The organism is Clostridium sp. 1001275B_160808_H3 (assembly GCF_015550425.1).
In the GTDB taxonomy this organism is placed as follows: domain Bacteria; phylum Bacillota; class Clostridia; order Clostridiales; family Clostridiaceae; genus Clostridium.
Window position 1 is genome coordinate 233,928 of sequence record NZ_JADNAT010000001.1, and the last position, 16,118, is coordinate 250,045.

13 protein-coding genes and 3 tRNA genes are annotated in these 16,118 nt (G+C 27.2%); 3 read left to right on the plus strand and 13 right to left on the minus strand.

Annotation, left to right across the window (positions count from 1 at the left end; genetic code table 11):
- The coding region (locus I2A75_RS01120) for an alpha/beta-type small acid-soluble spore protein (RefSeq protein WP_195262633.1) at nucleotides 1–184 on the plus strand (184 nt) is incomplete at its 5' end.
- Nucleotides 185–228: 44 nt separating this feature from the next.
- Here I2A75_RS01120 and I2A75_RS01125 read toward each other — a convergent pair.
- The 4 genes from I2A75_RS01125 to clpB all read right to left on the minus strand — a co-directional run bounded on the left by I2A75_RS01125 (nucleotide 229) and on the right by clpB (nucleotide 3,399).
- Nucleotides 229–303: transfer RNA gene (locus tag I2A75_RS01125), tRNA-Gly, on the minus strand.
- A 33-nt stretch (nucleotides 304–336) separates the two neighbouring features.
- A tRNA-Lys gene (locus I2A75_RS01130) sits at nucleotides 337–412 on the minus strand.
- Nucleotides 413–419: 7 nt separating this feature from the next.
- Nucleotides 420–496: transfer RNA gene (locus tag I2A75_RS01135), tRNA-Arg, on the minus strand.
- Between the two features lie 308 nt (nucleotides 497–804).
- A complete protein-coding gene (gene clpB / locus I2A75_RS01140) occupies nucleotides 805–3,399 on the minus strand; it encodes an ATP-dependent chaperone ClpB (protein ID WP_195262634.1) in 2,595 nt (864 codons plus the stop codon).
- Nucleotides 3,400–3,582: 183 nt separating this feature from the next.
- Between clpB and I2A75_RS01145 the strand changes: the two genes are divergently transcribed.
- On the plus strand, nucleotides 3,583–5,649 hold the full coding sequence (locus tag I2A75_RS01145; RefSeq protein WP_195262635.1) for a helix-turn-helix domain-containing protein: 2,067 nt from the start codon (nucleotides 3,583–3,585) through the stop codon (nucleotides 5,647–5,649).
- 369 nt (nucleotides 5,650–6,018) lie between these two features.
- On the opposite strand, the gene I2A75_RS01150 is transcribed toward I2A75_RS01145, so the two are convergent.
- From I2A75_RS01150 to I2A75_RS01175, 6 genes are all read right to left on the minus strand, one after another.
- Entirely contained in the window at nucleotides 6,019–7,278 is a 1,260-nt protein-coding gene (locus I2A75_RS01150) for a helix-turn-helix transcriptional regulator (RefSeq protein WP_195262636.1), read from the minus strand.
- A 17-nt stretch (nucleotides 7,279–7,295) separates the two neighbouring features.
- Nucleotides 7,296–8,597, minus strand: a complete 1,302-nt coding sequence (locus I2A75_RS01155) for a helix-turn-helix domain-containing protein (RefSeq protein ID WP_195262787.1) — start codon at nucleotides 8,595–8,597, stop codon at nucleotides 7,296–7,298.
- A 302-nt stretch (nucleotides 8,598–8,899) separates the two neighbouring features.
- Nucleotides 8,900–9,073 carry a YtxH domain-containing protein gene (locus tag I2A75_RS01160; RefSeq protein WP_195262637.1) on the minus strand — a complete coding sequence of 58 codons (174 nt, stop codon included), beginning with the start codon at nucleotides 9,071–9,073 and terminating at the stop codon, nucleotides 8,900–8,902.
- A gap of 89 nt (nucleotides 9,074–9,162) precedes the next feature.
- Nucleotides 9,163–10,113: a ribonuclease H family protein gene (locus tag I2A75_RS01165; RefSeq protein ID WP_195262638.1), complete on the minus strand. Its 951-nt coding sequence runs from the start codon at nucleotides 10,111–10,113 to the stop codon at nucleotides 9,163–9,165.
- A gap of 43 nt (nucleotides 10,114–10,156) precedes the next feature.
- Entirely contained in the window at nucleotides 10,157–11,119 is a 963-nt protein-coding gene (locus tag I2A75_RS01170) for a YkvA family protein (RefSeq protein WP_195262639.1), read from the minus strand.
- 25 nt (nucleotides 11,120–11,144) lie between these two features.
- The gene (locus I2A75_RS01175; RefSeq protein ID WP_195262640.1) at nucleotides 11,145–11,588 is read right to left on the minus strand and encodes a hypothetical protein; all 444 of its coding nucleotides are present in this window, start codon (nucleotides 11,586–11,588) and stop codon (nucleotides 11,145–11,147) included.
- Between the two features lie 223 nt (nucleotides 11,589–11,811).
- Here I2A75_RS01175 and I2A75_RS01180 point away from each other — a divergent pair, with 223 nt between their 5' ends.
- Nucleotides 11,812–13,560 (plus strand): FtsH/Yme1/Tma family ATP-dependent metallopeptidase, encoded by a 1,749-nt coding sequence (locus I2A75_RS01180; protein ID WP_195262641.1) that lies wholly within the window; start codon nucleotides 11,812–11,814, stop codon nucleotides 13,558–13,560.
- 181 nt (nucleotides 13,561–13,741) lie between these two features.
- On the opposite strand, the gene I2A75_RS01185 is transcribed toward I2A75_RS01180, so the two are convergent.
- The 3 genes from I2A75_RS01185 to I2A75_RS01195 all read right to left on the minus strand — a co-directional run bounded on the left by I2A75_RS01185 (nucleotide 13,742) and on the right by I2A75_RS01195 (nucleotide 15,976).
- Nucleotides 13,742–13,972 carry a hypothetical protein gene (locus I2A75_RS01185; RefSeq protein WP_195262642.1) on the minus strand — a complete coding sequence of 77 codons (231 nt, stop codon included), beginning with the start codon at nucleotides 13,970–13,972 and terminating at the stop codon, nucleotides 13,742–13,744.
- 40 nt (nucleotides 13,973–14,012) lie between these two features.
- Entirely contained in the window at nucleotides 14,013–14,543 is a 531-nt protein-coding gene (locus I2A75_RS01190) for a helix-turn-helix domain-containing protein (RefSeq protein WP_195262643.1), read from the minus strand.
- A 719-nt stretch (nucleotides 14,544–15,262) separates the two neighbouring features.
- The gene (locus I2A75_RS01195; protein ID WP_195262644.1) at nucleotides 15,263–15,976 is read right to left on the minus strand and encodes an N-acetylmuramoyl-L-alanine amidase; all 714 of its coding nucleotides are present in this window, start codon (nucleotides 15,974–15,976) and stop codon (nucleotides 15,263–15,265) included.
- Nucleotides 15,977–16,118: the final 142 nt, after the last annotated feature.

The following is a 16,118-nucleotide window of genomic DNA, read 5'->3' on the forward strand; positions in this document are numbered from 1 at the left end:
AAGTAACAGAAAATTAGTTCCAGAAGCTAAACAAGGATTAGCTAAATTCAAAAATGAAGTAGCTAATGAAATGGGAGTACCTTTCTCAGACTATAATGGAGACCTTACTTCAAAACAATGCGGTAGTGTTGGTGGAGAAATGGTTAAGAGAATGGTTGAACAATACGAATCAAAAATTAAGTAGTTAAAATAAAAAAGAGAAGTGTTTATCCACTTCTCTTTTCCTTATGGAGCGAAAGACGGGACTCGAACCCGCAACATTCACCTTGGCAAGGTGACGCTCTACCATTGAGCCACTTCCGCACAAAAAAGCTCATTTTATCAATGAACTTAATATGGTGGCTTACCCGGGAATCGAACCCGGTACACCTTGATTAAAAGTCAAGTGCTCTACCGATTGAGCTAGTAAACCATAAGCTTGGTGCGTGTTAAGAGATTCGAACTCCTGGCCCACGCCTTAGAAGGGCGTTGCTCTATCCAGCTGAGCTAAACACGCATATTTGCTACGTTGTATATAATAACCCAAAAGGTCGGATTTTGTCAACAACTTTTTTAGTGAAATAATGAAAAAATTAAATTAAGAAATATAAGTTGTCAAAGATAAGTAGAATATGTTCCATAAGCTAAATAGCTACGAAAAAAGTGCTAGGCTTATTTTACAGTCTATTTTTCTTAGCCAACTTATATTTCATAAATTAAGATAATTAAATAAAAAATTAGCCTCATTAATGATATGTATTAAATCTAGAATTGTATTCGACATTATATAAAAATAGGAAAGCTAATACATATCATTAAGTTCAATTATTTAATTACTATTTCTTCTTCCTTTGCATCAACAACTACATTTGATCCATATCCAATTTCACCTTTTATAATCTTTCTTGCTAAATTATTTTCTAGGCTATTTTGTATATATCTTTTTAATGGTCTTGCTCCATATACTGGATCATATCCCTCTCTTGCCATAATTGTCTTTGCTTCATCTGTTACTTCTAAAGTAATATTCTTATCTTTCAATCTACTTGAAACTTCTTTCAAGAATATATCTATTATCTTCTTAATTCCAGTTTCTGATAATGGCTTAAACATAATTATATCATCTACTCTATTTAAGAACTCTGGTTTAAATCTTAATTTCATTTCATTCATAACTTGAGTTTTTATATTTTCATCAACTATATCTTCATTTTTATTTTCTAGAAGATAGCTACTTCCTATATTAGATGTCATAATTATTATAGTATTTCTAAAATCAACAGTTTTACCTTTATTATCAGTTAATCTTCCATCATCCAGAATTTGTAAGAACATATTAAATACATCTTCATGTGCTTTTTCAATTTCATCAAATAGTATCACACTATATGGATTTCTTCTTACAGCTTCAGTAAGTTGCCCACCTTCATCATATCCTACATATCCTGGAGGCGCTCCAACTAATCTAGATACTGAATGTTTTTCCATATATTCAGACATATCAATTCTTATTATATTTTCTTCTGAATCAAATAGATTTCTTGCTAAAGTTTTTGCAAGTTCTGTTTTACCAACTCCTGTAGGTCCTAAGAATATAAATGAACCAATTGGCTTATTTACATCTTTTAATCCTGCCCTTGCTCTTAATATTGCATTAGAAACAGCTGTTATAGCTTCTTCTTGACCAATTACTCTTCTTTGCATTTCATTTTCTAATCTTAGAAGTTTTTCTCTTTCTCCTTCTAATAAATTTGTAACTGGGATTCCAGTCCACTTAGAAAGAATTTTAGAAACTTCCTCCTCGGTTACTTCTTCTTTTAAAAGAGCTCCTTCGTAATTTTCTTTTACGTCCACTTCCTTTTGTCTAATTTCTTCTTCTAATGCTGGAATAACACTATATTGAATTTCTGCTGCCTTATTATAGTCATAGCTTCTTTGAGCTGCTTCTAGATCTCCTCTTGCATCATCTAATTTAGATTTTAAATCTCTTAAATTAACTATTGCATCTTTTTCCTTTTCAAATTTTGCAGTCATTTCATCATTTTTAGTTTTTAATTCTGCTATTTCTTTTTCTAAAGCTACTAGCTTTTTCTTAGAACCTTCATCACTTTCCTTAGTTAAAGCTTCTTTTTCAATTTCTAATTGGAATTGCTTTCTTCTTATATTATCTAATTCTGTTGGTAATGAATCTATTTCTGTTCTTATCATAGCTCCAGCTTCATCTATTAAATCTATAGCTTTATCTGGTAAATATCTATCTTGAATATATCTATGAGATAATTTTGCTGCTGCTATTAAAGCAGTATCATGTATTCTCACACCATGGTGAATTTCAAATCTTTCTTTTAACCCTCTTAGTATAGATATAGCATCTTCTACTGTAGGTTCTTCTACAACTACAGGTTGAAATCTTCTTTCTAACGCTTTATCCTTTTCTATATATTGTCTGTATTCATCAAAAGTTGTAGCACCTATACAATGAAGCTCTCCTCTTGCTAGTAATGGTTTTATTAAATTACCTGCATCCATGGCGCCATCAGTTTTTCCTGCTCCAACTATAGTATGAATTTCATCTATAAATAAGATTATTCTACCTTCACTACTTTGAACTTCTTTTAATACAGCTTTTAATCTTTCTTCAAATTCACCCCTATATTTAGCTCCCGCAATAAGGGAACCCATATCTAACGAGAAAATTACTTTATCTTTTAAACCTTCTGGTACATCCCCTCTAACTATTCTCTCTGCCAATCCTTCTACAATTGCAGTTTTACCAACACCAGGTTCTCCAATTAGCACTGGATTATTTTTTGTTCTTCTTGAAAGTATTCTAATTGTTCTTCTAATTTCATCATCTCTTCCTATAACTGGGTCAAGCTTATGTTTTTTAGCTAAGTCTGTAAGATTAGTTCCATACTTGCTAAGCGCATCATATGTTCCTTCTGGATCTTGTGTTTCTACTCTTTGATTTCCTCTTACTTCTTTTAGAATTTCCATGAAATTCTTCTTGTTTATATTATATTTATCTAATAACCTTTTAACTTCTCCATTTTTATCTACTTCAATTATTGCAAGCATTAAATGCTCTACGCTTATATAAGAATCCTCAAATTTTTTAGCTATATCTTCAGCCTTGACTAAAACTTCTTCGATTTGTCTTGTAGCATAAACTCCAGAGGAGTTAGCACCTTCTCCCAAAACCTTTGGCTTATTATCTAGTACTTTATTTAAATCTTCATCTAATGATTTAACTCTAACTCCCATCTTAGTTAAAATATTTGGTATTAATCCATCCTCTTGTTCCACTAATGCACAAAATAGATGAATTAACTCTACTTGTTGATGGTTATATTTAACCGCTACTAAACTAGCATTGTTTAATGCTTCTTGTACTCTTAAGGTCATTTTATCTATATTCATGCTTAACTCCTCCTCACATTTACAACCTCAAACATATTTAATATATCCTTATATTCATATAATAATACAAAAGTCAAAGAAAGTCAAAGTTTATTTTGCTTATTTTTTTGAAAATTTTATATTTATTAATAAATAAGCTATAATTAAATTATAACTTAATTCTATTAGAAAAGAGGGGATTTTATGAGAAGAGAATATGTGAGTTACCAGGAAGATGCTCCAATTAAAATAACTTATGCAAATATACAAGAATACCCTATTCACTGGCATAATTCTATTGAAATATTATATGTTTTACGTGGGAGTGTTAACATTAATATAGATACTGACTCATTTGAGTTACTTGAGAAAGAATTAGAAATAATAAATGTTGATGAGGCTCACAGAATTTATAGTAATGAAGATAATAAGGTATTAATATTTCATATAGATCCTTACTTTTTTGAAAAATATTATAAAGATATAAACAATATATTCTTCTATACAAATTCTACTGATGATGGTGCTCAAGAAGGTGAAGAATATGATCTTCTTAGAAATTTTTTAGCCAAACTCTTATGTGAAGCTATTCAAAAACTTGATGATTATGATAAGGAAATTGAATCAATTTTAATAGATTTATTATATCACCTTATAAATAACTTCCACTACTTAACTTATGAAAAAGAAGAGCTAAAAGAAAAAACTGAGCAATTAGCTCGATATCATAGAATTTCTAAATATATATTTAATAATTATGATAGCAATATAACTTTACAAGAAATTGCGAAAAAAGAATTCTTAAGTCCTCATTATCTATCTCATGAGATTAAATACGCAACTGGAAATAGCTTTACTGATTTAGTTAACCAAACTAGAGTTGAAGAATCTGTTAAGCTTTTATTAGATAGTGATTTGAGTATTTCAGATATATCTGATGAAGTTGGTTTTTCTCATGTAAGATATTTAAATAAAAACTTTAAAAATTATTATGGTTGTACTCCACTTCAGTATAGAAAGAAAAATAAATTAACTGAAAAAGAACTTGAAGAAATTAAAAAAATAGATATATTAAAACTTGAAGAAGCTTTAGAATATTTATCTTCTGAATTAGATGATTATGAACGTTTTAACTATGAAAATAAATTGTGGAAAATTCATGTAAATATGGATAATAGTCTTGGAGAATTCAACAAGGATTATAGTGAAGTTATAAATTTAGATGATGCCTTTGATTTATTATTAGAAGATAATAAAGATATTCTTGAAGAAATTCAAGAAGAACTTCATTTTAATTATGTAAGGCTCGAAAATATGTTTAATAGTGATATGGGAGTATTTCCTAAAGCCGATTTTTATAATTGGAATAAAGCCAAAAGTGTAATAGAATTTTTAGATTATATAGATTTAAAACCACTTATATTAATTGATAACTCTAATTTTACTTTTGATAAATATAAACAAGTTCTAACTAGCTTCTTTGAATATTTTTCAGAGATAGATTATATTGATGTATCGCAATTTAAATTTCAATTTACACCAGCTATATCTAAAAACACCAAAAAGTCATTAAGTGCATTTTTAATTGAAGAGTATAATTTAGATGTCATTGAAAATGATTTTATATGTGATAAAAGCTTAAATAAAATTTATGATACTGCTTATATGCTTCCATATATAATTCATAATACTATTTTTAATAAAAACTCATTAAGCTTCTTAAGAGCTTTTGATGTTTTAGAAAAAGAAATAAGTCTAACAAATGAAGTATTTATAGGAGCCCCTGGACTTGTTAATGATATGGGAATTAGAAAACCATCCTATTACGCATATTACTTGCTTAGCAAATTAGGAAATGAAATAGTTGCAATGGAAAATGGATATATTGTAACTAAAAAGGACGATGAATATTGTATTTTGCTATATTCATATAATGATGAATTGAATGAAATGCAAAACTTCGAAGATATTTTTACTAAGCGTGGTAAAAGAAAAATATATAAAAGAAAAATTTCCTTAAACATTGAAAATATAAAAAAATCTTCTAGAATCATTACTTACGAGATTAGTGAAAGAGTTGGATCTTCATATAATTATTGGTTATCCATGGGTTCACCAGATAGACTTAATAAAGAGGAAAAGGAAATTCTGCACAAAGCATCTTTTCCTAAGATAGAATTTAAATATTCAAAGAAAAATGTAATACTAAATATAATTACTGAACTTAGGGGTTATGCTGCTAAGCTAATTTTAATAAAAAGTATTAAATAAAGTACAAAGAAACCAAATTTTATGGTTTCTTTGTACTTTTTTAATTTATTTATTTTAATTTTAATAACTTAAATGTACTTAAATATCAACACTTAAGTCAATGCTTTTATACTTAGATTAAACTATAATTTAATCATAATAATAAACTAAAAAAGTTTAGAAAGGATTGATTATTTAATGAGAGGCTTATTCTTTATGCCTGGTATATTATCAAAATACTCAATATTAAGCATGTTAACTGCAATTTTACATCCATCTAAATAACTGCATAGATAAAATAAAAATTCTATAGAAACTTGAAGTTTATAGTATTTATTATATATTTAATTAGAAAAAGAATAAATAAAAGGTGGCTAATCTACCTTTTATTTATTCTTTTTCTAATTTCATAGCTAAAGTAAAATACTTTAGGGAATCCTTCACTTCGCCTAGCTTATAATACATTTCTGCCATGTCTAAATATCTTTCATATCTTTTTTCTTTATTAGCAAACTTAAATAAAGAATCCAAAGATAAATTCATATACATTTCTGCTTGAATATATAGCCCCTTCTTTTGAAGTATCATTCCTTTTAAATAATAAGCTTCTTCTATTAATACTATATCATTCGTATCAATAGCTAAATTTAATGTTGTATCAGTAATTTCATATGCAACATCGTACTCTTCATTATTATAAAGAGTTTTTATACACTTATTTAAAAATTTAACATACTTCGCCTTATTATCAGGTGGAAATAAGTCTATTCCATCTTTAATCTCTTTAATGGCTTTTTCTCTTTCATTTACATAAAAATAACTCTCACCATTTTTTCCTTTTGCTAAAGCTAAAATCATTGTATTTTCCTTTTGGCATTCATACGCTAATTTTATATATTTATCCGCATCACTTTTTCTTAATTTAATACATGCAGTAGCAAAACAATGGTATATATCTCCTTTTTCAATATCACCATCAATATAAGTTATGTAATCTATTGCTTCTTTTATAGAATTATAAGTTTCTTGTAATAATCCTAATTTTTCATAAGACTTTCCTTCTTTATAGCAAATATATGAATATTTTTCTTTATCGAACTTCTCAGAATCCTTTATAAGATCCTTTGCTCTACTATAATAATTTACTGCTTCATTATACTCTTTAATACTATAAAAAAATGTAGCCATATCTATGTAGTAAGTTATTGTATTCTCACGAGTATTATTTTTTTGGTACAAATCATAATATTGAGATATTATAATTTGTATATTTTCAACCTTATTTTTTTCCACATAAAAATTAAACAGTATATGCATAAGCTCAAACGCTAAATCATCATAGGAATATTCTAAAGCATAATTTAAATTATGGTTTATCACATCATCTATTTCATCTTCTGGTATTGAATTATTTCTAATTAATTCAAGATTACTAACTATTTGTTCTTCAACATCTCTAACTAAATAATCATAATCAATTTTAAGCTTGTTAGATATATATTCTAGAATATCTTTATCTGCCTTTATTTTTCCATTCTCAATGCAGCTCATTTTTGATATGGATACTTTATCTCCACATAATTCTTTTAAAGTTATCCCTTGATATACCCTTGCTCTTTTAATTTTTTCTCCAGTTGATAATATTTCCATTTAAACCCCCGCTTGAGTTAATTTTTAAGTATTCCTATTTCCTTAAAAATATTAACTCCTTCATCTAAATATTTAGCTGCTTCAAAATCTCTTTTATTATCTATATAAAATTTTCCTATCATAATTGCTAACTGAGCAGATTGCTTCTTTAAATTGCTCGTTCTAGCTAACTTATAAGTATCTAATAAAATATATTCCGCTTCTTTAGACATTTCTTTTATTGTATAAATTCTATACCATAATATATTTAAATCTATTAATTTCTCCATATCATCTTCTTCCATATATGAAGCAATTTCTTCTAATACTTCCTCACACTTAGAAATATTCTTTAACTTAATATAATTCTCACATATATTTATTAAAGTATCTATTATCTTGTAGTCTTTTCTCCTCATTCTTATATCTTTAGATATTTCATAATGTTTAAAGGATTCCTCTATATTTTCAAACTCATAAAATAACTTACCTAAATTATTCTCTATTTCAGATATATTATTCAGTTCTTCTAATTCTTTATATACTTCCAAAGTTTTTTGAGAGTACTTAATAGCATTAGTTAGATCTCCCTTTTTATTATATTCTTCAGATATTAATAGTAAAGTTTTAGCATACTCTTCTCTATTCTGAACTTGCTCAAATTTACTTTTTGCTAAAAATGAATAATCTATTGCCTTTCCTATATTTTCAGTTTTAAAATAGGATCTAGCCATATAATAATATATTTCCCCAAGCAATGAATCATCGCCAATACTATTATCTAAGTAGACCTTTTCAGCTTGTCTTAAATAACTATTAGCAGAATGATATGCTTTTAACTTCAATGTTATTTTACCCAAATTTAAAAAAGTATTTATAATTTCCTCATAATTATTATTTTTAATAAATATTACGTTTGATGATAAGAAAAATTGCTGTGCTAAAGTTAGTTCGCCCTTAGCCATGTATATTTCAGCCCTTAGATATAGTATTTTTGCCTTTCTATATTCCAAATTATATTTTTCTACATAATATAAAGCATTTTCTATATATTTTTCTCCTGTTATATAATCTCCTGATAAAATATAAGATTCAGCAACTTGTTCATAATAAATACTAATCTTTTCAGCCTGAGTTTCTTCAGACTCCATTAAGTACTCAACTGAAGTTTGTAATGCACCTGCTAAGTATTCTAATAAATCCATAGAAGGATTAGATCTTCCTGATTCTACCAAACTTATTTGTCCAGGGGTTATCCTATCTCCAGCTAAATCTTTAAGGGTCATATCTAATTCTTTTCTTCTTCTCTTTATTTTTTCCCCTAATGCAAGAATTTCCATCAATACTCTTCCTTTTCATTACTATAAATTAATAATTTTTCAAATTTTTTGTTTTTATTCAATTATATCATAATTTAACAAATTTAAATAGTAATTGTTACTGAACTACTTTATAGATTAGATTTTTTTCGTCAAATTATAAATTTTATAATCAAATTTAGAATATTTTTTCATTTTTTATTTATTATATCATTAAATATATCTAAAATACTATAAAAATTGTAAATATTGTTATTGAATTTATATAAATTATAGTGCTATTTTAATAATAACAACAAAAAAAGAGTAGATTTCCTACTCTTTTACTTCATATAACCCATTATTGTATCATAAGCATCGCCAGCCATATTAATTGCTCTCTTACTAGCTCTTCTTATATTTCTTTGTGTCCTTCTATCTAGTTGTGGTAAAACCATAGCGCTTACTGCCATTCCTAGCATTGCACCAGCTGCCATACTTCTCATCATCTTTGCCATAATTATCACCTCTATAAATATTCTTGATTAGATATACTTATTATTAGTAATATTATCTTCTTTACTCTATGAAAATTATGGAATTTATATTATTTTTGTTTATTATATAAATATTCAGCGTACTTTAATACATCTAGCTGATTTTCTAAAGATATTTTTTTCATAAATACATTTAACTGATTTATTATTTTCACACTTTCATTTTCTATATTAGTAGGATTTTCATTAGAAGAATCTTCATTATTATATGAATCAAGTGATATGGCTACATCCTCTTCACTATTTCCTACAACTATTATTTTCTCTTCTTTTCCACTAACAATTTCTAGTATTTCTTTTTTAATTTTGTTACTAGCTACATATAATTCATTTTTATCTAGCCATTTATCAACTACTCTATCTGAAACAATTGATAATTCTTGTTTGCATTTTTCATCAGCAATTTCATTAAATAAATCACCTGTATGGCTATCAACTTTTACAAAAATAACTTCTATGCCACTATTAATTAATTCATTCATTTTATTATAGTAATTAATAGATGATTCTTCTCTTCTTTCCCAAAATCCAGTAGCATGATGGGCTATACCTTCATAATCATGGAATATAACAACTTTTTTATCCTTATTCCTTATTGCATATTCAACACCTTTTATTGATGCTTCCAATTCTCCTGCAATTTGTCTGATATTACTTTTAGTATTATCCTTTGCTGCTGATGATTCTATATATTCTATAACATTATCTCTAACTGCAACTAATCCATAAGAATACTTTTCAGAACTTATACTATAACTTCCATCAACATATATATGCAAACAATCTTCTGGATATTTATCTATCCCCTTTTTTAATAACTTACTACCTTCTTCTAAGAACTTTTTAGCTTCATTTATATCTTCAAAGCTCTTATATTTTGCCCCCTTAACACCCTTTACATATTTCAAACATTCTGCCCATGTATTAACGATTATATTTTCTACTTTTTCATTAGTAGTAGAATTAAATCCTTCTTTTATTGCATAAACTTTTTTACCCATACTCTATGCTCCTTAAAATTATCTTCAAATATTGTACATTATTTTATAATGACATGACTTCTTCCACAAAATTATAAACTTTTTCCACATTTCTTGCACCAGTAAAGTTAGTAACATATTCTATTATATTTTTAATAACTAGAACTATATCATTTTTCCCTTCCCAGTTTTCTAATATTATGTTAGTTGAAACATCAGCTATAATCCTATCAATAGCAAAAAACGCCACTGCTATTTCATCTACTTTACCTATAAAGGGAATATTATCTGGTATTATATCCGTTGGAAATGCGATATATGCAATTGCTCCTGATATTATTAACTTAGTCTTAACTGGTACTCTCTTATCTTTTAATAATCTATATAATAAAGCCGCCATATCTGGTATTATAAATAAATAATCACTATATGTCTTTATTTTTTGTGGTAATTTATTTTCTAAATATCCTCTTCCACTACTATAACAATCTTTTACTTTTTCTATATTTTCATCAATTTCTTCAATGACTTCTTCATCTTCATCTTCAAAAGCTTCAGTTTCTTCCTTTTTTAAGTTTCCATCTAAAGAAATATTTATATTTGCTACATCCACATTTAATATATTTTGTTTAATATGTATATCTGCAATATCTAGGTCTACATAAGGCACTTCTTTTAGTAAGCTTTTTAAATTTATAACAATTTTTCCGTCTTCATAATTTATTCCTTTTTCTTCTAATGACTTAAGCGTATATTTTAATGCCATTTTTCTTAATAAAGAAAACACCTTAATTTTAGCTATTTTAAATGAAGAAACTTCCCCATGAATAATTCCATTTTCAACTCTTTTAATTTTTACTCCAGCAATAAAATCTATTTTAAAACCTTTAACGTAGCTTCCAAATAATTTTATTTCCTCACCAATTTCAATCTTAGATAAATTTAATCCTTCTACCTTTACAAAATCATTTATAATACTTAATAAGTCCTCTCCTGTTAACGAAACCTTAACCCCTGATATATTCATAATTACCTCCTATAATACAAGTTATTTATGCATTTAAATACATGTCCAAATTTGTCCCAATTATATATAAAGCCTTGTCCTTAATATATACGTCACTTATGGATGTGTTATATAAAGTACCATCACTCTTTACCTTATTTAAATCAATTATTATATTATTATCTTTTATATTTATATAATCTTCTCCAAGCATTTTTACAATGGCCTTTAATATTACATTGCTTGCTCCCTTCAATAACCCTAAGCTAGTTATATTTAAATTTTGTGCTTCTAATATTATTTTATTATTACAAAAACTTTTTATATATATAACTCCTTTAAAGCTAGCATTTATTTTCGCCCTAATTTTCCCTGAAAATGCTACTCCATTAGTAATTTCTATATGGGTTACCTCTATTCCTTTTTCTTTTCCTTTTAAATTGATTATCTCAGTAATATCTTCTGACGTTAATACAGTTGAGTTAAGCATTTTTAAAACCTCTCCTTGCTATATTACTTGTTAAAGATATTAGTCTAATTAGTCAATAATTTAACTTAAAGTATACTCTATTTGTAAGACTTTTAAAAGATATCTTTTCAATTTTACAGATTCACCAATACTTACATTGGAAAAATATATGATTTTAATTAGACTAAATATTTTTAAATGTTACAATATTCTTAGAAATCCATCTTCTATTTAGGAGGTAATGATGAATAAAATAAAGAAAAATATAATTTGGATACCAATAGTTACTGCTATTTTTTCTACATTAGTTTTGGGATATACAAGTTTTGGCTCCAAAGCTAATCATAATAAACAATATTCAGGTTTTTTAGAAGATATAACTAGTAATAATATTTCCAAGGTTATTTTTAATAATAACTCTAATTTAACTGTATTCTTAAAAGATGGAACAAAATATTCAACAAATGATCCTGATAGTCCTACTTTGAAAGAAGAGTTATTAACACATAATATAGAAGTATTAGATCAAAATAGTACAAGTACTCCTAAAACAGTTGCTTCAAGTATTCTTTTGATATCAATTGTTTCAATTGTTTTTGTAACTATTAATAAAAGAAAACTTGGATCATCAAGCATGACTAATTTAGATGTTAAAGATTTTTCAGAAGATCAAAATGCTCTAAACTTTGATTCTGTAGCTGGTAATGAAGAAGCAAAAGAAAGCCTTATGGATATAGTAGATTTTCTTAAGAACCCTCAAAAATATAAAGATTATGGTGCTAGAATGCCAAAAGGAGTTATCCTTTATGGTTCTCCAGGTACAGGTAAAACCTTACTTGCTAAAGCAGTTGCTGGTGAGGCTAAAGTTCCTTTCTATGCATTAAGTGGATCAGACTTCGTACAAGTATATGTAGGGGTTGGTGCTGCTAGGATAAGAAATTTATTTAAAAAGGCAAAAGTTCAAGGTAAAGCTGTTATATTTATAGATGAAATAGATGCAATAGGTAAAAAAAGAGGTGGCTCTAGTGCATCTAGTGGAAATGATGAAAGAGATCAAACCTTAAATGCTCTATTAACCGAAATGTCAGGCTTTGGTGAACAAGAAGGAATAGTTGTTATTGCTGCAACTAATAGATTAGATACTCTTGATTCAGCATTATTAAGACCTGGTAGATTTGATAGACATATAGAGGTTTCATTACCTGATATAAGTGCTAGAGAAAAAATAATATCATTACATTTAGAAAACAAGCCTCACGATATCATTGATTTAAAAGATATCGCTAAAAAAACTGCATACTTTTCAGGTGCAAAACTAGAAAGCTTAATTAATGAAGCTGCAATTATAGCAGCCAAAGAAAATTCTGTCTCGCTGACTCAAGATCATATAAATAAAGCATACTCTATTGTTCTTGCTGGTTATGAGAAAAAGGAAAGAAGTCATTATCTTGAAGAAGATAAGCTATTAACTTCATACCATGAAGCTGGACATGCTCTTGTTTCATTATTAAAAACACCTGACGATAAAGTTTCAAAAATAACTATAATTCCAACAACTAAAGGTGCTGGTGGTTATACATTAACTATACCTAAAGATAGTTCTTATCAAAGATTAGATTATCTAAAAAATAGAATTATGGTACTCCTTGGCGGAAGAGCAGCAGAAGAAATTATATTCGGAAAAGATAAAATTTCAACTGGAGCTCAAGGTGACCTAAGTCAAACAACAGAAATGGCAATGTCCATGATTTCAGAATATGGCATGGGAAAAACATTAGGTTTATTAAAACTATCTAGCCTCGGACCTCTTTCAAATAGTTATGGAAATCCAATAGTTGAAGAATGTAGGGAACTTGTTAATTCACTATATGAAGAAACTTTAGAATTGCTTAAAGAGAATAAAAAAATTCTAAATAAAATAGCTATGAATCTTATAGAAGAAGAAACTTTGGACGAAAAAGAAATATACAGCTTATTTAATGAAAAAATTTAATAAATAAAAATTTAAAAGGAGCTGTTGCATAAAGTTATACCAATGTAAAATTTAAAATTAAGGTAGTATTTCATCCTGAAATACTTAAATTTATATTATTTAAAAACTACTTTCAGTAGTATTCACCTTAACTCTACATTCTAAATTTTACATTTCTAATTATGCACAGCCCCCTATTTTTCTATTGTACTTTTCTATACCAAAAAACAGTTTCCATAAAACTATCATTATAATATAAGTCGTATGAGACTCTATCTAATTCTTCTCTTTCAATTAATCTATTTCCTACAATCCTTCTTTTATATGGATTGCTAGTATTTAGTCCATCAATTTGTATCCTATAAAGAGTATTTTGATAAATGAATGTTTTAAAAATTGGCTCAGCCTCAAAAGTTAATTCTAATATTTTCATATATGTCTCTTGACCTAATGAAACCTTTTGTGAATTTTCCCTAATAATCAAGTTGTTTTAATCTTAAGATTAATTGCTCATGACTTGCTTCTACTAATTTATATAATATTATTTTTCTTTCTATTTCTTTTTGAAGTTTATCCGAATTACTAAATAAGTCCCTTACCATATTAATTGCATAAGCAAGAACACTTGCTACTCCTGCACTACCTAGCTCAAACCCCATACTCTCTGTCTCTGAAAGTTGTCCTTTCATCAGCTTATATATCTCATTACAATAAGCCCCTTTTATAATTATAATGTCATATTTATACTCTAATCCAATTAATAATTCTGATGGATTAAAAGCTTCAAATGCTGGATTTTCTTGTTCTAAAGCTATAAGTTCATCCAATACAGTACCTGGAGTTTTATTTAAAGTTTCAGCTAAAGCCATTATTACCTTATTTGAATACTTTTCTATTTTCTTATTTGTATGAGTTGCAAGCAATTGTTGACTAACTCCAGTTTTTTTATATACATCATATCTCTTACTGTTATTCCTTTGCAGATATAAATCTAAATAATTCATTCTCATTCTCCTCTTATTTTTATTGATCCATAATTATTTATTACTAAAATATTTTTTACTACTTAATTATATTATACTACTTTTCTTATAAATTGTTCCGAGACACCAAGAAATATTTTTCATAACAAAAAAACCAAGCATATATTTACTTGGTAACAAATTTAATTTATTCTATTTTTAATTTATTCTATTTTTAATTTATTCTATTTTTAATTTATTTTATTTTTAATTAATATACATAAATTCAAAATTTTAATTACCTATTTTACATGGGAGTCGCGAAACGCGACTTCCTTTTTAATTCTTTATTTTAGTAACTCCAATATATTTCATAAATACTATTCTACTCAAAGCTATTTTCATATATGTCAAATAATACTGTTATTTCTACACCTATTTCTTATCGTAATCACCAACTACATTAGTCTGATTATTTGCGAGGAAATTTAATGATAAAACAGTTCCTATTAGCAACATAAAAGTAGGTATCTTCTTCAAAAGTAACACCGTCCTACTTACTTTGATATATTTTATCTAAATGTTTCAATCCATTCAAGAGGTTTACTACACAATTTCAAATGGGCTAACGAAACGTTAGCCCCTTTGAAGTCCTTGATTTTACTGCCTTAGAATAGTTTTCCTTCATTATTTTACTTTTTCATAGCTTCAACTTTTTCTCTTTTCATAACTCGGCTACTCTAAGTTATTTCCTTAACTCTTTACTCTTTCACATTTTCACTTTTCCCATTTTCCTCAGGGTATGGAACAATATAAGCTCCTTTAAGCCCATTTTTATTTAATTTAATTAACTCTTCTTCTGCTTCTTCATAATCCCGATAATATCCTAAACAAATTCTCCATCCTTCTCTTGCTGGAGTTTTAGGTTTTTTTATTGGAATATCAATTAAAACCTTATCAACCATAGCTAAACAAGCTTTGGCTACCATGTACCCATATTTAATACTACTAAAGTTTTTCTCTATGTCTTCGTTAGATATAAATTCTGCTTCAATTATGACCGCAGGCATATTAGTTTCTCTTAGCACAGTATAACTTGCTTCTTTTATTCCTCTATCATTAGACTTTAAATTTGCTAATAGCTCATCTTTAATAAATTTTGCTAAATCTTCTGATTTACCTCCTTTTTCAAAGATTACTATTTCACTTCCTTTTATTGAATCATCAACAAAGGAATTCATATGGAAGCTAACAAAATAATCTGCATTCCAGTTATTGGCTATATTTACCCTGTCTTTTGCATCTAAATTTGCATCTGATGCTCTAGTCAGTAATACTATTTCTCCATTTCTTTCTAACAATCTTTTAGCTTCATATACTGCTTCTAAGACTATATCAGCTTCTCTTCTACCATGTTTTCCTATTGCCCCTGGGTCATTGCCTCCATGTGCTGCATCTAACACCCATTTTGCCAATTCTGTCCCTCCTATTATTTATATATAAGAATATAAATATTGTATTAATTCATAATTTAGTATACTTATAACTTCAACACTTGGTTACAAAATTAATATCTCCATCTTCATTTTTGACAAATAGAAAAATTAATCATCTTAT

Coding starts and splice junctions, on each gene's coding strand:
- clpB (WP_195262634.1), bottom strand. CDS start 3,399: ATGAATATAGATAAAATGACCTTAAGAGTACAAGAAGCATTAAACAAT.
- I2A75_RS01145 (WP_195262635.1), top strand. CDS start 3,583: ATGAGAAGAGAATATGTGAGTTACCAGGAAGATGCTCCAATTAAAATA.
- I2A75_RS01150 (WP_195262636.1), bottom strand. CDS start 7,278: ATGGAAATATTATCAACTGGAGAAAAAATTAAAAGAGCAAGGGTATAT.
- I2A75_RS01155 (WP_195262787.1), bottom strand. CDS start 8,597: ATGGAAATTCTTGCATTAGGGGAAAAAATAAAGAGAAGAAGAAAAGAA.
- I2A75_RS01160 (WP_195262637.1), bottom strand. CDS start 9,073: ATGGCAAAGATGATGAGAAGTATGGCAGCTGGTGCAATGCTAGGAATG.
- I2A75_RS01165 (WP_195262638.1), bottom strand. CDS start 10,113: ATGGGTAAAAAAGTTTATGCAATAAAAGAAGGATTTAATTCTACTACT.
- I2A75_RS01170 (WP_195262639.1), bottom strand. CDS start 11,119: ATGAATATATCAGGGGTTAAGGTTTCGTTAACAGGAGAGGACTTATTA.
- I2A75_RS01175 (WP_195262640.1), bottom strand. CDS start 11,588: ATGCTTAACTCAACTGTATTAACGTCAGAAGATATTACTGAGATAATC.
- I2A75_RS01180 (WP_195262641.1), top strand. CDS start 11,812: ATGAATAAAATAAAGAAAAATATAATTTGGATACCAATAGTTACTGCT.
- I2A75_RS01185 (WP_195262642.1), bottom strand. CDS start 13,972: ATGAAAATATTAGAATTAACTTTTGAGGCTGAGCCAATTTTTAAAACA.
- I2A75_RS01190 (WP_195262643.1), bottom strand. CDS start 14,543: ATGAATTATTTAGATTTATATCTGCAAAGGAATAACAGTAAGAGATAT.